Raw genomic sequence first — 19975 nt, 5'->3', positions numbered from 1 at the left:
GTTAGTACCTCGGCTTTCGATCCAATATTTCTTGTAAAAATTGTTGATAATGTTCGTAACGATGTGGCTGAATTTCACCCGTTTCCAGGGCATTTTTTATTGCACATTTTGGTTCTTTTATGTGTAAACATCCCCGAAATTTGCAACCTTCACTTAAATTAGCGAATTCAGGGAAACATGATGTTAATTCTTCTTTTTCGATTGTATCAAAATCAAAAGAACTAAATCCAGGTGTATCTGCCAACAAGCCATTGCTAACATCAATTAGTTCAACGTGACGTGTTGTATGCTTCCCACGTCCAAGACTTTGAGAGATGACTCCAGTTTGTAAATTTAAGTTTGGTAAAAGTGTATTTAATAGTGTGGATTTCCCTACACCTGATTGTCCGGCTAATACGGATGTTTTCCCTTCTAAAATGGGTTGCAATCTTTGTAATAAAGTTGGGTCGTTTTTATAAGTTTCGATGATTTCATACCCTATTGCCTTGTATTGTTGGATATAATTTTGAAGTTCTTCTTTATCTTTTTCATTAACTAAATCCATCTTCGTTAACACAATAATTGGATTTACTTGGAATGATTCTAATACCACTAAAAATCGATCTAATAAAATGGTGTTAAAATCAGGTTCCTTAACAGAAAAAACAAGTAAAGCTTGATCAACATTCGAAATAGGTGGTCGAATTAATTCATTTTTTCTCGGATGAATTTTCATAATTACTCCATCCGATTCACTATCTTTAGTGAAATCGACAATGTCACCTACAAGAGGAGATTCTCCGCGATTGCGAAAAACCCCTCGTCCGCGACATTGTATTAATTCTCCATTTTGTTCAACATAATAATACCCACTTAAAGCTTTACGAATTTGGCCTTGCGCCATCCTTTCACCCCTAATTTGCATTCTCGTATGGAATTGTTTCTTCCACAATATTATTGGAATCTCTTTCGATTCGATAAACTGCCTTGGATCCTTCTTCAATCTCTAATGAAATACGATAAGGATGATCTGCAGTTATCGTGAATTCGTCGTATGGTTCTGCCATTGTTTTGTTTTTATCTTGAATAAATATTCGAATTTTTTGTTCTTCACCTAAATTAATTGGGTTATACGGGATTACGATGTCTTTATAATAAACTTTCACATGTTTCGCTGCGGGACCTTTCGAAATATCTACTTCTATCGTTCCACCTGCTTCAATTTTAGAATTTGGTGCTGGATTTTGTGAAATAACCGTTCCCGCTTGAGCAGTATCATGATTAATTGTACTTTTCACTTTTACTTTTAACCCTGACGTGCGTTCAAATTCTTTTAAGGCTGCTTCGTTATATCCAATTAGATTTGAGACAGTAACAAAATTCTTTCCTTTACTGATTGTAAGTTTAACGACCGTTTCCTTTGGTGCAATTTCTTCACCTGCTTTAGGTTCTTGTTCAAGAATCGTTCCAGATGCTTCAGGAGAATAAATTTCTGTTATCTCATAGTCGGCAAACTCTGCATTCTCAAGTATTGAAGTTACTTGATTAATTGATTGACCTACATAGTTACTCATCTCTATCTTTTCATTACCAATACTTTGAATTAAATCAATTTCTGTCCCTTTTACACGAGTTAAACCAGCTTTAGGATTCGTCTCAATGATAAGTCCCTCTTCAATTTCTTCATTGTTTTTCTCGCGTATATCTCCCACAACAAATCCTGCTTCTTCTAGTTGCTTTGATGCTTCTTCAACATCCATATTCGAAACATCCGGAATTTCAGATTTGGATGGTGTTAATAAATTTATTAATAAAAAGGCGGAAAGAGCAATTATTGCTATAAAAGCTAAAATAATACTGAATGCTTTACCTTTATTTTTTTTCTTTTTTTGCTTAGTCTTCGTTTTAACTTTTTCATCCACAGGTTGTTTTTCATTTTTTTCCTGGGACATTACTTTTGTAGTGGCAACTTCAGTAATTTGCATACGATCTTTAATTATTGGAATTGCCTTTGTTTCATCATCATCAATGGGTGGAGTGAATTTCACCTCATTTAGTCGACTTGGTGATAAAACAGTTTGTAAATCCTCAGCCATTTCTTCAACAGAATTGTAACGATGATCCGGGTTTTTAGCGGTCGCCTTTAATACGACATTTTCTAAACTTTGAGGTATCGATGCATCAAATGCTCTTAGGGAAGGCGTTTCTGATTGCAAGTGTTTTAATGCAATAGATACCGCAGACTCGCCGGAAAAAGGTAATTCTCCTGTAAGTAATTCATATAGAACTATACCTAGCGCATAAATATCTGATTTTTTTGTGGCCGAACCTCCCCTTGCTTGCTCGGGAGATAAATAATGAACTGTTCCGATTACAGAATTCGTCTTTGTATAACTAGTGGCACTTAATGAAGTCGCAATCCCAAAATCCGTTACTTTAATATTCCCCTCATCATCCATCAAAATGTTTTGTGGTTTAATGTCTCGATGGATGATTTGATTTTCATGGGCATGGGCAATAGCAGACGTTAACTGTTTCATAATTTGCACACTACGGGAAGGAGACAAAGGCGAAAACTCATTTATGTATTGCTTTAACGTTTTGCCTTTTACATATTCCATAACAATGTAATGCATATCCCCATCTTCCCCAACATCATAGATACTTACTATGTTTGGATGAAGGAGACTTGTTGCGGATAGAGCTTCCCTTTGGAAACGGCGGTGAAATTCTTCCTCATTGGACGCATCATAGCGTAAAATTTTTACAGCAACTTCCCGATTCAAAATGATATCGTGGGCTAAATAGACGTTGGACATTCCTCCTCCACCGATTAGCTGTAAAATTTTATACCGATCATTTATTCGTTTACCAATCAACATCGTTACACCTCCTCATCATCAAGGGATAATAAAATGACGGAAATGTTATCTTCCCCACCTGATTCATTCGCCAGCTGGACGAGTTTTTTTCCTTTTTCATTTATTGACATTGGCAATGTTAATATAGCCGACATTTCATCTGTCGTTAGTTTATTACTAAGTCCGTCAGAACAAATTAAAAGATAAGATGGGTTTTCTAGCACAAGCTCATAAAAATCTGGTTCAATTGTGCTTTCTGTCCCAAGTGATTTTACAATAAAGTTCTTTTGTGGATGATTTTCTGCTTCTTCTTCACTTATTTCTCCATAGTCAACTAATATATTGACGAATGAATGGTCTCTCGTTACAAGGGAAACAGCTTCTTGAGTAAAATAATAAACTCTACTATCTCCAATGTGAGCAATAAAACAATGATGACCATCAATTAAAACAGCAATTAAAGTAGATCCCATTCCTTTACAGCTTTCATGTGATAAGGAATGATTGTAAATCTTATGATTAAGCTCGGAGATAACATCAAATAACCATCTCTTTTTTGCCTCTGGAGATTCCAAGTCTTCCGGTTTCATTTGCAAAAAACTTTTTTCCATTTCTTTGATGGCCATTTCACTTGCAACGTCCCCTGCATTATGACCACCCATTCCATCAGCTAAGATGGCTAGCTTAAAATGATCGGGGCGCTCAAAAAAAGCAGCCCGATCTTCATTTACTTTTCGTTTGCGCCCTATATCACTTTCGACTGTATACTTCACAGTAATCACCTCGTCTCTTGCGCTCTCTCTTTCGCTCTTAATTGTCCGCAAGCAGCATCTATATCCGAGCCGTGTTCACGACGAATTGTTACATTAATACCATTTTTCTTTAAGGTTTTTTCAAAGGCAAAAATTTGATTTCTTGGTGTTCTTACGTAATCTCTCTCAGGTACATAGTTTACAGGAATTAAGTTGACATGACATTTAATTCCTTTAATTAATTTTGACAATTCTTCTGCATGTTCAACAGAATCATTTTCTCCACCAAATAAACCATACTCAAAACTTACTCGTCTACCTGTTTTGTTCGTATAGTAACGAATAGCTTCCATAAGATCCTCTAATTTATATGCACGAGCAATCGGCATTAATTTTTGACGCAATTCTTGGTTCGGTGCATGTAATGATAATGCAAAATTGATTTGTAACTGCTCATCAGCAAATTGGTATATTTTCGGGACAATACCTGAAGTTGATACTGTAATATGACGTGCCCCAATGTTTAAGCCTTTATCATCATTAATGACTTTTAGGAAATTCATCATCGCATCGTAGTTGTCAAATGGTTCGCCAATTCCCATAATTACAATATGCGAAACACGTTCATTCACTTCATCTAAAGCTTGTTGAACTTTTACTACTTGTTCTACAATTTCTCCAGCTAATAAGTGTCGTTTTAGTCCACCTAAAGTAGATGCACAAAACGTACAACCAATTCGACACCCAACTTGAGTTGTCACACAAACAGAATTTCCGTAATCATGACGCATTAAAACTGTTTCAATTGAATATCCATCTTGTAATTGGAACAGAAATTTGATTGTGCCATCTTTTGATTCCTGCTTAATAATTGTGGAAAGTGTTGTTAATGCAAAATTCTCTTCTAATTTCTCGCGAAGAGCTTTTGACAAGTTTGACATTTCTTCAAAAGTTTTTACTCGTTTTTCGTATAACCATTCATAAATTTGGCCTGCTCTAAAGGCTTTTTCACCATTTTCTTTCAGCCATTCTTGCAGTTGGTCTAATCGCAACGAATAAATCGATTCCTTAAGTTGGGGTTTTTCTTTTTTCTCACGACGGCGGGGCTTTTGTTCAGCCTCTTCTACTAAATCTTGTATACGTTCATTAAATTTATTTTGATCCATTTGTAATTGGATTCTCCTTTTGTCTATCTAAGTAGTTTTTCGAAAAGCTGCTACAAAAAATCCATCACTTCCAAAATCTTGTGGAAACACTTGAAGCATTCCACTTTGTCCACGTTCTGAAAGTTCTTCAGGCAGATTTTCAATTTCAATTAATTCCATTTCTGGATGCGACGCTAAAAAAGCATGAACAGTTTCTTCATTTTCACTAGAATTCACTGTACACGTACTGTAAACAAGACGTCCCCCGGGCTTTAACACTTTAACTGCATTATTTAGTAACTCTACTTGAATACGATGTAAGCTCTCGAAGTCTTCTTCTCGTTTTGTATATTTAATATCTGGTTTTCGACGCATAACACCAAGACCTGAACAAGGTGCATCCACTAGCACGGCATCGAAGGATTCAGCCTCTAAATACTCAGCTGCTTTTCGACCATCAATTGGAGCTGTTTGAATAATGTTTAGTCCTAAGCGTTTACTTGTTGCGTCAACTAAGTCCAGCTTATGCGGGTGCAAATCAGTAGCTAGAATTGAGCCGTTATTGCCCATCTTTTCAGCCAGATGTGTCGTTTTTCCACCAGGGGCAGCACACATATCAAGAATACGCCACCCTTTTTGTGGATTTAAAACGTTAGCTGGCATCATACTGCTTTCATCTTGAATCGTAATGTACCCTTCTTTAAAGGCATTTGTTCTGGATGCTTGACCAGTAACAAAATGAATGCATTCAGGGATAACATTACTTTGTTTTGCTTCTATCCCTTCCGCTTGTAGAAGTTGAAGAACTTCTTCTAAAGATGCCTTTGTTGTATTTACTCGTACTGTTTGGATTGGTGGAACATTATTTTCATGCAACATCTCAGTTGTTTTTTCAACACCATATGATTCTATAAATCGCTCCACTAACCATTCAGGGTGGCTTGTTTGAATCGCTAAACGTTTAATCGGGTCATCAATTACATCAACGGATGGAATACCTTGGCGCAATATTGAACGCAATATTCCATTCACAGTTGAAGATATTCCTTTGTGTCCTCTTCTTTTAGCAATTTCTACTGCTTCATTAACCGCAGCATGATCTGGTACACGATTTAAATAAACAATTTGATATACTGAAAGGCGTAGTAGCCACCTTACCCAAAGATCTAGTTTGCCACGGATAAATGGCTCTAAGTAAAAATCAAGCGTGTACTTATGCTGCAGTGTTCCATAGGTAATTTCAGTAAGTAATGCTCTATCTTTTGAATCGATGTTGTATTTGTTGATTGTTTGGTTTAAAAGTAAATTACTATAGGCTTGGTTTTTATCCACAGCTAAAAGTATCGTTAAAGCTGCATCTCGAACATTACCATCCCAAATCGTTGCCTTCTTTTTTGTCATTCAAATTGGTCCCCTATCGATAATTTCATACCTGTGCCGCGTAAATAGTCTTCTGCAGTCATTCGTTTTTTTCCGGCAGGTTGCAATTCCAGTATTTCAACAGTTTCACCATTGCCCGCAACAATTTCGAAACTCTCTTTATGGATTTTGACAACTTGTCCAGGTTGTTCCTTAGTCGAAGTATTCCCCATTTTTGCCGACCATATTTTGATATTTTCTCCATTAAGGGTTGTATAAGCTACAGGCCAAGGAGAGAGTCCACGAATTTGGTTAAATACCGTTCTCGCATCTTTTGACCAATCAATTCTTTCCTGCTCTCTTGAAATATTATGAGCAAATGTTGCTTTTGCGTGTTCTTGTTCAATTCGTTCATTTGTTCCGTCGATAATTTGTGGGAGCGTATCTTTTAATAACTCTCTTCCTACAATGCTTAATTTATCAAATAGGGTACCTGTATTATCTGTATCTTCAATTAAGATTTCTCTCTGGGAAATAATATCACCAGCATCTAATTTTTCCGCCATATACATAATGGTTACACCTGTTTTTTCTTCTCCATCTAAAATTGCTTGATGAATTGGTGCTCCTCCACGATATTTAGGTAAAAGTGATGCATGGACATTAATACAACCTAAAGGAGGTGAATCGAGTAAACTTTTCGGTAAAATTTGGCCGTATGCCGCAGTAACAATTAAATCTGGATTCAGTGCAATGATGTCTTGCAATTCTTGAGAATCTCTTAACTTCTCAGGTTGTAAAACAGGTAGACCTAATCGAGTTGCTTCTGCTTTTACAGGAGGAGGAGTTAAAACTCTTTTCCGCCCAACTGGACGATCTGGTTGAGTCACTACTGCTAAAATTTCATAACCTTCATCATGTATCATTCGTAAAATAGGAACGCTAAAATCTGGTGTTCCCATAAAGACTATTTTCGTCAAGATTATTCCTCCTCTTCACCGTACATTTCAGCTAATTCTTCTTCTGTCACAACTCGAATTAATTTTGAATTAAATAACACACCATCTAAATGATCTATTTCATGAAGTATTGCACGAGCATCGAAACCGCCAGCCTCTAGTTCGTATACACGGCCTTCTCGGTCGCATGCTTCTATTTTTACGTATGTAGGTCTTTCTACTTCCCCAAAAAGATTCGGAAAGCTTAAACATCCTTCTATATCAACTTCTGCACCATCAGTTTCTAAAACTGTTGGATTAATCATTTCTAAAATGTCACGTTCTTCACCGATTTCTACTATTGCTACTCGTAATGGGACATTAATTTGAGGAGCTGCAATTCCAACACCATCATATTCAACCATTGTGTCATATAAATCATCAAGAAGTGTAATGATTTCTTCATTAATTTCAGTTACTTCAGTACATTTTTCAGTAAGCACCGCTGCTGGATGTTTTACTACTTCTTTAATTGCCATTATTTTTCACCTCTTTCTACACTTCTTTTTATAATTTGAAAGGAGTTGGAACAGTTTCGTCCCAACTAAAATTTAAATCATTGTCGGATCTAAATCGATGGATAACAATATCCCATTTTTAATCCATTGTGAACGATAAAGTTTAATAAGCTGCATTAGTGTTGGAATCAAATCTGGTTCTATTTTGTATTTTATCAAACATTGATATCGATATCTATTTTGGAGACGACTAATACCCGCTGCGGTTGGTCCGATAATTGAGACGTTAAAAGAGAGATTTGACCGTAACCATTCAACACACTTTTGTGCATATTCTGCCGCCATCATAACATCTTCATGTGAGATTTGAACCAAGGCCAAGTAATAATAAGGAGGATATCCTGCAAGGTGGCGCATCAGCATTTCACGTTCATAAAAAGGTTCATAATGTTGTGCTTTGGATAATTCGATGGCGTAATGTTCTGGTGTGTAGGTTTGAATAACTACTTCTCCTTTTTTCTCATGTCTCCCCGCACGACCGCTAACTTGAGTTAACAATTGAAAGGTTTTTTCTGCTGATCGGAAGTCAGGTAAATGAAGGGATGTATCTGCACTAAGAACTCCTACTAAAGTAATGTTTGGATAATCAAGACCTTTTGCTATCATTTGGGTACCTAACAAAATATCCGCCTTTCCTTCCCCAAAAGCTTCCAATATTTGTTCATGGGACCCCTTTGTTTTGGTCGTATCAACATCCATCCTTAAGACCCGCGCATGAGGGAATAGTTTGTACAATTCTTCTTCAACTTTTTGTGTTCCAGTGCCAAAAAAACGGATATGTTCACTTTGGCATTGTGGACAAAACTTAGGAACAAACTCTTCATAACCGCAGTAATGACATTTGCACTTTTCATTTGAGCGGTGGTAAGTTAGTGAAATATCACAGTTTTGGCACTGTAGAACGGTACCACAATCACGACATAAAACAAAAGATGAATAGCCTCGGCGATTTAAAAATAAGACAGTTTGTTCTTTTTTATTTATTCGGCTCTCAATCGATTCGATTAATTCTTGAGAAAACATCGAACGATTCCCTTTTTTCAATTCTTCCCTTAAATCCACAATCTGAACAGTTGGTAATGCTTGTTTCATAGCCCTTTCCTTTAATGTAAGAAGTGAATATACATTTTTTTTTGCTCGGGCATATGACTCTAAAGATGGAGTCGCACTACCTAACACAACTGGACAATTATGATACTTCCCTCGCCATATAGCCACATCTCGTGCATGGTATCTTGGATTATCTTCTTGTTTGTAAGTTGATTCATGTTCTTCATCCAAAATAATAATGCCAACATTTTCAAATGGTGCAAAAATAGCAGATCTTGCTCCAACAACGACTTTTACTTTTCCTTGATGAACTTTTCGCCATTCATCATACTTCTCACCAACTGATAATCCGCTATGCATGACAGCGACAAGTTCCCCAAACCTCGAGCGAAAGCGTTCCGTCATTTGCGGTGTAAGAGAAATTTCTGGTACTAGAACAATTGCTTCTTTTCCGTCTTCTAAACATTTTGCGATGGCTTGCAAATAAACTTCTGTCTTCCCACTACCTGTGATACCGTGGAGTAAAAACGTTTCAGTTCGTTTGTCTCTCATTGATGATGTGATTTTTTGAAGTGCTAAGGATTGTTCATCAGTCAAATTAAGAAAATTGGTTTTCCCCACTTCTTTAGAGAACGGATCTCGGTATACTTCTTCGTGTACAAATTTAGCAGCACCCAGCTCAATTACTGCCTGTAAGACTTGGGGCGAAGTATTGGTTTCATGGTAAAGTGTGTCAGGTTCTAATGTTTCCCCAACATGTTGCATCATCCATTCAATCAATACTTTTTGTTTTTTTGCTCGATTGGAAATTCCCTTTGAAAGGGCAATTAATTTTTCTAATTCATCATTTATTTGTACTTTCCGAACTTCCTTTACTTGCCCTTTTTGTTTAACAACATTTTCTAAAACGACTACCTTTTCTTTTAAAGCCATTTTTAAAGTATGAAGTAAATTATTTTTCTCAAACTCTTTGTAGTTCACTTTAGATGATTGACTAAAAAAAGGTTTAAGTGCATCTGGTAAGTTTTCTATATCTGTTTGAAGTGTAATAATTTTTTCATATTTCGCCCGTAATGCGGAAGGTAACATCACTTGTAATGCATCAATTTCATAACAGATTGTTTCATGTTTTAACCATTTAGCAAGTTGTAGCATTTCACTTGTTAATACCGGTTCAATATCAAGAAGTTGTGAAATTGGTTTAATTTTTTCAAGGGGTACTTCTGTGTCCTGCTTTAAGGCAACTACAAACCCTAGGACATTTCTTGGACCAAATTGAACTTTCACACGGCTACCTAATTCAATTAACGAAACCATTTCTTCTGGTACCAAGTAATCAAAGGAACGATCTACAGGATAAGCAGCCACATCAACAATCACTTCTGCGATGAAAATTGTCATTGTTTATCCGCTTCCTCCACAAAAAATTTACCAACAATTTGTGTAATTTTTTCTGGTTCTTCTAAACGGCCTTTTCCTACGTAACCACAAGCTAAAAACCCTTCAGATGGCTCAATAAACGAACAACCATCTTCTGCTAAACGGGCAATATTTCTCTTTACTGCTGGGTGATCATACATATGTACATTCATTGCTGGGGCTAACCAAACAGGACATGTTGCTGCAAGACAAGTAGTTGTAATCATATCGTCTGCAATCCCATTTGCCAGTTTCCCAATCACATTTGCTGTAGCAGGGGCAATAAGGATTAAATCTGCCCAATCTGCAAGATCGATATGGGCAATGACACTCGACTCTTTTTCATCAAACGTATCATAATACACATCATTTTTTGACATTACTTGAAAACTTAAAGGTGTTACAAATTTACGTGCTGATTCCGTCATCATTACTTTCACATTAAAATTTGCTTGCGATAATTTACTTACAAGGGCAACTGCTTTATATACGGCAATCCCACCAGATACACATAGTAAAATATTTTTTTTCATGATGAATTCATCCTTTCAAATGACAAGCTCCCAAAGAAAAATTCTCCGGGAGCTACCAAGTTAGTCATATCAACAATTAAAACATATATTCGAACAGGCTAGTTGTTTGTTCAATTAAACAACTATTAAACTTCATCTTCGTATACTGTTGATTCATCTTGCTTTTCTTTCTTTAATACACCAACAGCTACTTCTTCTAACGCTCTTCCAACAGGCTTGTATGAAACATACACTTGTAGTTTTTCGTCACCTTGTTCTTGCATTTGACGAGCACGTTTTGCAGCAAGGCTCACTAAAGAGTATTTTGAATCAATTTTACTTTTTAAAGCATCAATAGATGGGTATAACATATCATTATTCTCCTCTCAACATAGACAAATATTGTTTTTCAACGCGTTCTCGTCTGCAATGTTCTGCAACGATTATGGCATTAATTTTATCACAAGCATTTTGAATTTCATCATTTTCAACCACGTAATCATATAAACTCATCATTTCAAGTTCAGCACGGGCCGTATCAATTCTTTTTTTAATAATATCTTCAGTTTCTGTCCCGCGGCCTACTAATCGGTTTTGCAATTCTGTAATACTAGGTGGTGCTAGGAAAATAAATAATGCCTCTGGAGCTTTTTCACGAATTTGAGCTGCACCTTGCACTTCAATTTCTAAAAAGACATCACGGCCAGCATCTAGTGTTTGGTTTACATAGGCTAGAGGTGTACCGTAATAATTACCTACAAATTCGGCATGTTCTAATAATCCGCCTTCTTTAATTAATGCTTCAAATTCATCACGAGTCTTAAAAAAGTAATCTACACCATCTACTTCGCCTTCTCTAGGAGCACGCGTTGTCATTGATATGGAATATTCATAATTTGTGCCGGCCTTTGAAAAAAGCTCTTTGCGTACTGTTCCTTTACCGACACCAGATGGGCCTGATAGAACAATTAACAAACCTCGTTCTTTTCTCATTGTTCTCTACTTCTCCCTCACTTACTGCTATTAAACAATATTTTTTTGTAAATTAAAAGTTTTATTATCTGCTCCTTTAGTTCGGTGCAGTTTATTGGAGTTATTATTCAATATTTTGTACTTGCTCACGCATTTTTTCTAAGATTGTTTTAGATTGAACAACAGCAACGGAAACTTCCGAAGATTGGTTTTTAGAACCAATTGTATTAATTTCCCTATGCATTTCCTGCATTAAAAAATCTAATTTTCTACCTATAGAAACAGACTCCTCTAATGTTTCTTCAAGCTGTTTAAAATGACTACTAAGGCGATCAAGTTCTTCTGAAATATCAACACGTTCTGCGAATATTGCAACTTCCGCAAGAATGCGATCTTCAACCAACTCTCCATTTACAATTTCCTTAATTCTTTCCATTAACCTCTCACGGTATTTTTCTACAGCGTCAGAGGAATGCGTTCGAATAAAGTCCACGTGTGACATCATTTCTTCTTTATAGTGAAGAAGTGTTTGTTTTAACTGTTGTCCCTCTTTTTCACGCATCATTACTAATTGTGCTGCAGCCTCTCTCACGGCATTTTCGATTGCATCTCGAAGTTCTTCAGGTGAAATTTCTTGTTTTTCATAAACTAACGCAGTTTCTAAAGAGAAAATTTCATCCATTGTCCATTTTTCTTCTAATGGCAAAACGTTACGAAGTTCATTTTTTGCTCGTTTGTAGCTTTCAATTAGAGGCCAGTTAATTTGAAATGTTTCTGTTTCATTTCCGTTCGATTTCATATTTACTGTGACATCTAATTTTCCACGTTGGACATATTCAGATAGAAGTTTTTTTGTTAATATTTCAACTTCTAACCATTCTTTGGGAAATTTCGTATAAATTTCGAGGAATCTATGGTTAACCGAACGAATTTCTACAGTTAGCTGATAGTTTACTGTTGTTGTGACACCCCTGCCAAAACCAGTCATACTACGTACCAAGGTTCGTCACACCTTTCTTTGCATACTATTTTCGATTATAACATAATTTTTTCAACTTATTACCTTTCAAACACATAAAAGTTAATTTAGAAGGCAACTAAAAAAATGTGTAGTATAATGAAGAATAAGATGTTTTTTGAACGAGCAGATGAGATGATAAGCTTTTTGTTCGATTATTTCATGTAGTAAATAGGTAATGATTATGGAATTCACTAAAATACGTGATTACTCGTCATAAATCTCGCTACACTTTAAAAGTATATTCAATAGAAAAAACACTAAACAAAAATGTAAATTATCGTAACGGAATTGATTTTTAAGAAAAGAGGAATAAATATGGCTTTTGATGGATTATTTACATTTGCGATGGCAAACGAGTTAAAAAAACTCATAACCGGTAGAATTACAAAAATTCACCAGCCAAATGCTCTAGAGATTGTATTACATATTCGCGCGAACGGTGAAAACTACAAGCTTTTAAATTCTATTCACCCATCATATGCCCGAGTTCATTTGACAGACCATTCAATTGATAACCCTTCAGAACCGCCAATGTTTTGTATGTTATTGCGTAAACATATAGAGGGTGGATTTATTTCTGCCATACAGTTTGAAGAATTTGAACGGATTATTACAATGGTGATTGAGAGCAAGAATGAAATTGGTGATGCTGTTACTCGTAAACTTACCTTCGAAATTATGGGTCGTCATAGTAATTCGATATTAATTGATAGCGAAACTAATAAAATTATCGATAGTTTAAAACACCTTCCCCCATCGATGAATAGTTACAGAACAGTTTTACCTGGGCAAACTTATATAAGCCCACCACCACAAGAAAAACTTAATCCGTTAAAGGTTACAGATGATGAAATACAACAATTTTTCTCTGAAAGTAAAACATCAAAAGAAATTGTAGAATCATTTAAAGGATTTTCACCTATTCATGCAACTGAACTATTATTTCGATTGAAAGATGGAAATGTCATAGAAGTGTTTAGAACATTTGTAAATGAAATTATTACTGGTACACATCCAACTTATTTGGAAATCGATAAAAAAATTTACTTTTCCCCAACCAAACTAACTCATTTACATGAACAAGAAATTTCTTTTGAAAATTTGAGTAGTTTATTAGATCGTGTCTTTTATGCGCGAGCCGAACGTGACCGTGTTAAACAACAGGCTGGCGATCTGGAAAACTGGCTTCAAAATGAATTAAATAAACTAAAACTAAAACTAAAGAAACTTCATAAAGACATTGAAAACGCATCAAAACTAGACAAATTTCAATTATATGGCGAATTGCTTATGGCGAATCTGTATCAATTTGAAAAAGGAATGAAAGAAGTAACGGTTACAAATTATTATAGCGAAGATTCAGAACAAATAACGATTCCTATAAGCGAACGAAAAACACCTGTTGAAAATGCGCAAAGTTATTATACAAAATATAATAAAGCAAAAAATGCATTGATTATGGTAAAAGAACAAATTGAAAAGACAAATAATGAAATTCAATACTTTGAAATGTTAATGGCCCAAGTAGAGCAAGCATCACCTGCTGATATTGAAGAAATTCGAGAAGAACTCGCTGAACAAGGTTACCTACGAATGCGAGCAAGCAAAAAGAAAAAGAAGCCTGTAAAACCATCTCCAGAACAATATATTTCTTCAACTGGAATCCGTATTTCTGTTGGAAAAAATAATAAACAAAATGATTATTTAACCTTTAAGTTGGCAAATAGAAATGACATTTGGTTACATACAAAAGATATCCCAGGATCACATGTAGTAATTCATTCTAATGAACCAGACGAAACAACCCTTCTTGAAGCTGCGACTCTTAGTGCATATTTTAGTAAAGCAAGGTCCTCTTCATCGGTCCCGGTTGACTATACAGAAATCCGCCAAGTAAAGAAACCAAATGGGTCAAAGCCTGGATTTGTTATTTATTTTGAACAGAAAACGCTATTCGTTACTCCGGATGAAGAAATCGTATTAAAATTAAAAAAGTAATCTTAGAAAAAACGTCCTCTTTGGGCGTTTTTTTTTTACTAATTCTACAAAAAGCACAACACTTACTCGTAAATAATAAAAAATCCTTGAAAAAAAACAATTTTCTTTCAATTCTCAATACGATTATTGACCGAACAAATAAATAGGAATAAAGTAGTTATGTCATTACTATAAATAGGAAATTTGTTTAGTATTTCAGGAGGGAAATTATGTCAATCGGGAAGAAAATTGGACTTGGTTTTATAACAATTATCATTGTACTAATCGCCTCACTAAGTATAATCCTTAATCAAATAAATAATATTAATAAGAAAGTCGAGCAAGCAATTGATGAACAGGTGTATCAAGTAGAATTAGCTGAAGAAATTAAATTTGGTCTTGCAATGCAGGGGATTTATGTGCGTGAGGTTGCTTTAGATAACAATCAAAAAACACGCGATAACCTAGCACATTATCAAAACTATTTAGATGAAAAAATAGAAGAACTGACAAAAGTAGCAAATACAAGTGTACTAAAAGAATACACAGAAGAAATTAATAAATTTAATAATCAATTCAATGCCGATGTAGAAAAAATGTGGGAATATTACAATGCTGGTGAAGAAGAAAAGGCCTTTGATGTGATTAATATTGACGCAGAAAAATCAAATGTTGGAATCTTAGAAAACTCTGAAAAGATTTTAAATTATCAACTTGAACAGTTGGATAAAGTTACTGCTAGTGCGAAAAAAACAGTATCATTGACTCGTACGATAACATTTTCAGCAATTATTATAGGATTTATTATTGCGATTATTATACTACTATATGTACGTAGAGCAATTACAAACCCATTAGTAAAAGTCGTTGAAGCAGCAGGTTCTATTGCAGATGGCGATTTATCTCAAGAGGATATGCAAGTTCGATCAAAGGATGAAATTGGACAGCTTTCCATTGCTTTTAATAAAATGAAAACAAATTTACAAGAATTAATCAAAAATATTCAATCCAATGCTGAGCATTTAACAATGTCTGCAGAAGAATTGTCTGCAAGTACGGAAGAAATGACCGCAACATCAGAGGATATTGCTTACCGTATAAGCGAAACTGCCGAAATTGCAGCCACTTCTGCAACAGCTTCAAATGAAAGTTCCAAAGCAATGGATGAAACGGCTTCAGGTATCCAAAGAATAGCAGAATCAACACAGGCACTTAATCAAAACGCACAAGATACTTCCACAACAGCGTTCAATGGCAGTAAAACGGTAGAAAAAGCACAAAGCCAAATGAAGGTTATTAAAGACTCAACGACATTAGTAAATGATTTGGTACAAAAACTAAGTAAACAATCAGAAGAAATTGGTAACATTACACAAGTAATTACAAACATAACAGATCAAACGAACTTACTTGCTTTAAACGCTGCAATCGAAGCTGCAAGAGCTGGTGAACACGGTAAAGGATTTGCAGTTGTCGCGGATGAAGTGAGAAAATTAGCCGAAGAATCAAAAGTTTCAGCTAGCAAAATTGTTGAATTGACAAATATTATTAAAGCAGATACAGAAAATGTTGAAAAAGCAGTATCAAACTCATTACATTCAGTGAGTGAAGGTGTTGATATTATTACTGAATCTGGTATTGCCTTTAATACGATTCAAGAAGCAATTCATTCTATGAACGATCAAATAAGTGACATTTCTGCTGCTTCCCAACAAATCTCTGCAAGTGCAGAACAAGTAGCAGCATCCATCGTAGAAATTTCTAATGGCTCGACAAGCGCATCAGATAATGTACAAATGGTAGCGGCTGCAGTACAAGAACAAACTGCAACAATGGTCGGAGTAAATGATGTGGCGGTTGAATTGGCTGGAAAATCAGTTGAATTACAGGAGCTAATTAAACAGTTCAAAGTATAAACTAAAAAAGATGTCTGGTAGCAAAATACTTCAGACATCTTTTTATTATTACTTATACTTTCCAAAAGTATTTTGTATGATCTCATAAGATTGTTTTAATCTTTCCTTTGAAATAGGCTGTTCCCAATTTTCCCAAGTAAAAGATTTGAATGGTTGCAAGTTTCCTTTTTGCATGGAAGGTAATGTATCGACTACTTGACCCTCATCATTTACAAATAAAGAGCCTATAAAAATTTCATCGACAAACACGGAGGCATCTTCTCCATTTTTATAGAAGTCACCCATAAATTCCTTTTTACTAGGATCTTTTGCTTGGATTAATAGCCAAGGAATCCGTAACTCAATCTTATTTTCATTTGACCATGAAAAGTCAATTAATGAGTTGTAATCTTTATTCGCAAAATTTCCGTTACCTTGTAGTAATTTTCCTGTTTCATAAGATTTAAAAGGAATTGTTTCTCCACTTTCGGGTAAGGTAAATTTTTTATTTAATGCATAATAAATTGGACTAAATTTATTACTTTTTGCCTTTTCATTTATTGACTCAGTATCAATCATTTTTAATTGATGCCCATAAATATAGGAATAATAATCAAAATATGGATCAATAATGATTTGTGTGTTCTTATTTCGATTTAATTCAATAATAAAATCAACACCATTGGAAAACTTCGCATTTGGTACACCTGAAGCTGAAGTTTTTCCTTGGTTTGGCACAATATCCAGCAATATTCGTGGTGAATTAGTATTAAGCAATTCACCATTTAATTGAATATACAAGTAACGTTCATCTACATCTAGTGAAAGACTTGGCGTTTTTCCTTTACTTTCATAGAGTGGCGTTGAAGTCCATTCAGTCAAATCTCCATCAACACGAATTTTATGTTGATCAAAACTAAGTAACCCAAACTGTTGTTCATTCGTTTGAGCATTAGACCAATATGGGCGACGTTCTGGGTTATCATAGTCCATTGTATTCCAAGTTCTCTTAAACCACTCATCCTGCCAAGAAAATATAAGGCCGCCTAAATAATCCTCAGCAATAATATCTTCATAAAGATGCGTCAGAATTTCCCCTTGTTTTTGTTCTGAAACAAATCCTTGGTTCCAGCCGAATGGATTCTCATGGGTTAAACCACGTGAACTAGGTATTCCAAACTCTGCAATTAACACTGGCATGTGATGAGCTGCTCGTAAATCTGCTAAGTAACCCGCATAACTGTTCTTCTCTCCACGATGATCAATATAATTTAAGTATTCTTGGTCATAGTTTAAAAAATCAGGATAATACGGATATACATGATAAGAAGCAAATTGCCCCGTTTCATTCGCTAATCCTTTTGGTTGAATAACATTAGGGTTCACACTAACTAAATCTTCCTGTACACTAGGCTCTGAAGGATGCTCAAGCACATCTGTTGTTACCCAATTTGTAAAACTCATCGGTCGAATCCACTTGTACTTTTCATATTCATATTGAGTAAGAAAATCCATTTGTTCTGCTAACCAATATTCAAACGCGCTTGCATTTTGTGTTTTGAAATATTCTCCATCATATTGACCAATCGTAGCATACAGCTCATTTGTTTTTTTCACCATTGGAGGGTACCACTCTATACCTATAATCCAACCAATGACATATTGTGAAATGTCTGAATCATATATTCCTGATGCATGACCTGCTTGAGGTTCCACATTTTTATTTCCATGAATAACATTAACTATTGTTTTCATTTCGTCATGGAATTTTGATAGTATTTCTTTGTCATAAGCATCTAAAGTTTGTTCAAGACTTTCTTCATCAATCCATATACCATGCAACACATAAAGGGGTGCATCTGCCTTCTCATTATATCTTACCAATGCATGATAAAATGCAGGGGGATGTAGTGTATAAACACGGATTGTATTTGCATTCATTTCGCCGATTTGTTCAAACCAACGATAATATTCCTCTTCAGTTATTGCGGCCTCCCCTGGAAAATACCCAGGTTTTGCCATACCGATATTTACACCTTTAAATGTAATGGACTCCCATTTTCCATCTTTCAATATTTCAAATTGTTGATCATTAATTTTTGCGTTATATTGTAATTCATCGTTTCGCTTTTGTTCGCCTTGTACTACAGTGGTTTCATTAAAATCGGTTAATATGCTTTCCATCATTGGTAAGTAACTTGACCAATAAAACCCATCGTCAGAAAACATTTGAGCGTATTTGTAAACCGTTGCCAATCCCTTAAATTGGTAAAAGAATGGCACTTTACTTATGTCATTGTAATCTCCAGCAAAGTAATATGCTTTAGCATTTTTACGATCATTATTAATTACTGCAGCAAACGATATTGGAACTCCCTTCTCTTCCAATATTTCCCTTCCACTATCTGTAAGAGCCCATTGATAATTTGCTAAAACATTTTCTTGATTAGATGCTGTAATGATATCAAACCAGTAATCATATTTTGGGTTTGAATTAATATTAAAAAATGCTTGTCCCTCATCAGTATATTGTAGGCGAATTCCTTCTTCACTAATATGTTTGTCCAACTCTAGTACAATAACCTCATTCAAGAAATTATTTACGAGTACAAACCCTCCACCATTGTAGTTCCAATTTTCTCCAAAATCTTCAACAATCCATTGAGGAATTTCACTGTTCTTTTCTGGGTCTAATTCATAAAAATATCGACCGATCCAACCTGTCCAATTTATGTTTAAATAGTCCAACATCGCGTCTCGAACTTCTTTTTGCGTAGGGGAAGCAAATGAGTTATATTCTGCAACAAGTAAGCTTTTTTCATTACTAGTTAAGCGATTTACAATATTGTTCCACTCTTCAATATCAAGGCCACCAACTATCTTTTCTGACCTTGCTCCATCCCGTTCTAAATTCTCGTTTAGATCATCTTTATAAACTCCATATGTATCTGCTAAATAAATAACATCGATATTTGAATAATCTTTTGGTAAGGAATTCGTTTGTACTGTCGTTGTATCCAATTTTGGAATTGTCCCAAAGTAATCGTCTTCCTTAAAACGCCCTTCTTCGTTTCGATACTTGAAATAATTGAGTGCCCACATAAAGCCTAAATGCTCTCTATACGTTTCATCTGGAACGGTTTTATCAATAATTGCAACGTTTAGTTGTTTTTGGGGTGTGAGCCACCAAACCACAGAAGGCAAAATGACTAATGCGATCACAAAAAGAAAGACTAGATAAATTTTTTTCATATTAATTGTCACCTTTTAAGATTCTTACTAATCTATTTTTCGTCTAAATGCTATTAAAGTTTTGATATTTAATATCAACTAGCTAAGAAAATGCTGGATTAAGAAATATTATCTTATAACTTTAATATTTTTCGCTAACTTAAGCAAAGGATATTTTTAGTAAGGAACTTAAAGAAATAGAAAACGCAAGAATGTTGAATCAACAGCATCCTTGCGTTTATCTTTTTTAGTTATATGAATTGGTGGTGCTTTTCCGCAGCACTCT

14 protein-coding genes and 1 pseudogene are annotated in these 19975 nt (G+C 35.1%); 2 read left to right on the top strand and 13 right to left on the bottom strand.

Translation table 11 applies throughout. The features are described 5' to 3' along the window. Position 1: 1 nt before the first annotated feature. The 12 genes and pseudogenes from rsgA to CRO00_RS02595 all read right to left on the bottom strand — a co-directional run bounded on the left by rsgA (position 2) and on the right by CRO00_RS02595 (position 12565). Positions 2-883 (bottom strand): ribosome small subunit-dependent GTPase A, encoded by an 882-nt coding sequence (gene rsgA / locus CRO00_RS02650; RefSeq protein ID WP_097072091.1) that lies wholly within the window; start codon positions 881-883, stop codon positions 2-4. A gap of 10 nt (positions 884-893) precedes the next feature. Next, entirely contained in the window at positions 894-2861 is a 1968-nt protein-coding gene (gene pknB / locus CRO00_RS02645) for a Stk1 family PASTA domain-containing Ser/Thr kinase (RefSeq protein WP_097072090.1), read from the bottom strand. Between the two features lie 2 nt (positions 2862-2863). Further along, on the bottom strand, positions 2864-3613 hold the full coding sequence (locus CRO00_RS02640; RefSeq protein WP_097072089.1) for a Stp1/IreP family PP2C-type Ser/Thr phosphatase: 750 nt from the start codon (positions 3611-3613) through the stop codon (positions 2864-2866). Between the two features lie 5 nt (positions 3614-3618). After that, positions 3619-4758 carry a dual-specificity RNA methyltransferase RlmN gene (gene rlmN, locus CRO00_RS02635; protein WP_097072088.1) on the bottom strand — a complete coding sequence of 380 codons (1140 nt, stop codon included), beginning with the start codon at positions 4756-4758 and terminating at the stop codon, positions 3619-3621. A 27-nt stretch (positions 4759-4785) separates the two neighbouring features. Beyond that, positions 4786-6138: a 16S rRNA (cytosine(967)-C(5))-methyltransferase RsmB gene (gene rsmB, locus CRO00_RS02630; RefSeq protein WP_097072087.1), complete on the bottom strand. Its 1353-nt coding sequence runs from the start codon at positions 6136-6138 to the stop codon at positions 4786-4788. After that, positions 6135-7076, bottom strand: coding sequence for a methionyl-tRNA formyltransferase (fmt, locus tag CRO00_RS02625; RefSeq protein ID WP_097072086.1), 942 nt, complete (start codon positions 7074-7076; stop codon positions 6135-6137). The genes rsmB and fmt overlap by 4 nt, the downstream gene beginning before the upstream one ends. Before the next feature lie 2 nt (positions 7077-7078). After that, a complete protein-coding gene (def, locus tag CRO00_RS02620) occupies positions 7079-7573 on the bottom strand; it encodes a peptide deformylase (protein ID WP_097072085.1) in 495 nt (164 codons plus the stop codon). A 72-nt stretch (positions 7574-7645) separates the two neighbouring features. Further along, on the bottom strand, positions 7646-10063 hold the full coding sequence (priA, locus tag CRO00_RS02615) for a primosomal protein N' (RefSeq protein ID WP_097072084.1): 2418 nt from the start codon (positions 10061-10063) through the stop codon (positions 7646-7648). A gap of 20 nt (positions 10064-10083) precedes the next feature. Further along, positions 10084-10614, bottom strand: a pseudogene (coaBC, locus tag CRO00_RS02610) (bifunctional phosphopantothenoylcysteine decarboxylase/phosphopantothenate--cysteine ligase CoaBC); the annotation flags it as partial. Between the two features lie 125 nt (positions 10615-10739). After that, positions 10740-10964 (bottom strand): DNA-directed RNA polymerase subunit omega, encoded by a 225-nt coding sequence (rpoZ, locus tag CRO00_RS02605; protein ID WP_097072082.1) that lies wholly within the window; start codon positions 10962-10964, stop codon positions 10740-10742. 4 nt (positions 10965-10968) lie between these two features. Next, entirely contained in the window at positions 10969-11586 is a 618-nt protein-coding gene (gene gmk / locus CRO00_RS02600; protein ID WP_097072081.1) for a guanylate kinase, read from the bottom strand. A gap of 103 nt (positions 11587-11689) precedes the next feature. Next, entirely contained in the window at positions 11690-12565 is an 876-nt protein-coding gene (locus CRO00_RS02595; RefSeq protein ID WP_097072080.1) for a YicC/YloC family endoribonuclease, read from the bottom strand. Between the two features lie 336 nt (positions 12566-12901). On the opposite strand from CRO00_RS02595, the gene CRO00_RS02590 reads away from it, so the two are divergent. Together CRO00_RS02590 and CRO00_RS02585 are read left to right on the top strand one after the other, a co-directional pair. Next, on the top strand, positions 12902-14584 hold the full coding sequence (locus CRO00_RS02590) for an Rqc2 family fibronectin-binding protein (protein WP_097072079.1): 1683 nt from the start codon (positions 12902-12904) through the stop codon (positions 14582-14584). A 209-nt stretch (positions 14585-14793) separates the two neighbouring features. Beyond that, the gene (locus CRO00_RS02585; protein WP_097072078.1) at positions 14794-16479 is read left to right on the top strand and encodes a methyl-accepting chemotaxis protein; all 1686 of its coding nucleotides are present in this window, start codon (positions 14794-14796) and stop codon (positions 16477-16479) included. Positions 16480-16527: 48 nt separating this feature from the next. On the opposite strand, the gene CRO00_RS02580 is transcribed toward CRO00_RS02585, so the two are convergent. Further along, on the bottom strand, positions 16528-19710 hold the full coding sequence (locus CRO00_RS02580) for a hypothetical protein (protein WP_097072077.1): 3183 nt from the start codon (positions 19708-19710) through the stop codon (positions 16528-16530). Positions 19711-19975 lie beyond the last annotated feature (265 nt).

Source organism: Ureibacillus xyleni (assembly GCF_900217795.1).
Lineage (GTDB): Bacteria > Bacillota > Bacilli > Bacillales_A > Planococcaceae > Ureibacillus > Ureibacillus xyleni.
Note: the sequence above shows the minus strand (reverse complement) of the source record. Positions and strands in the feature narration are given on the sequence as shown.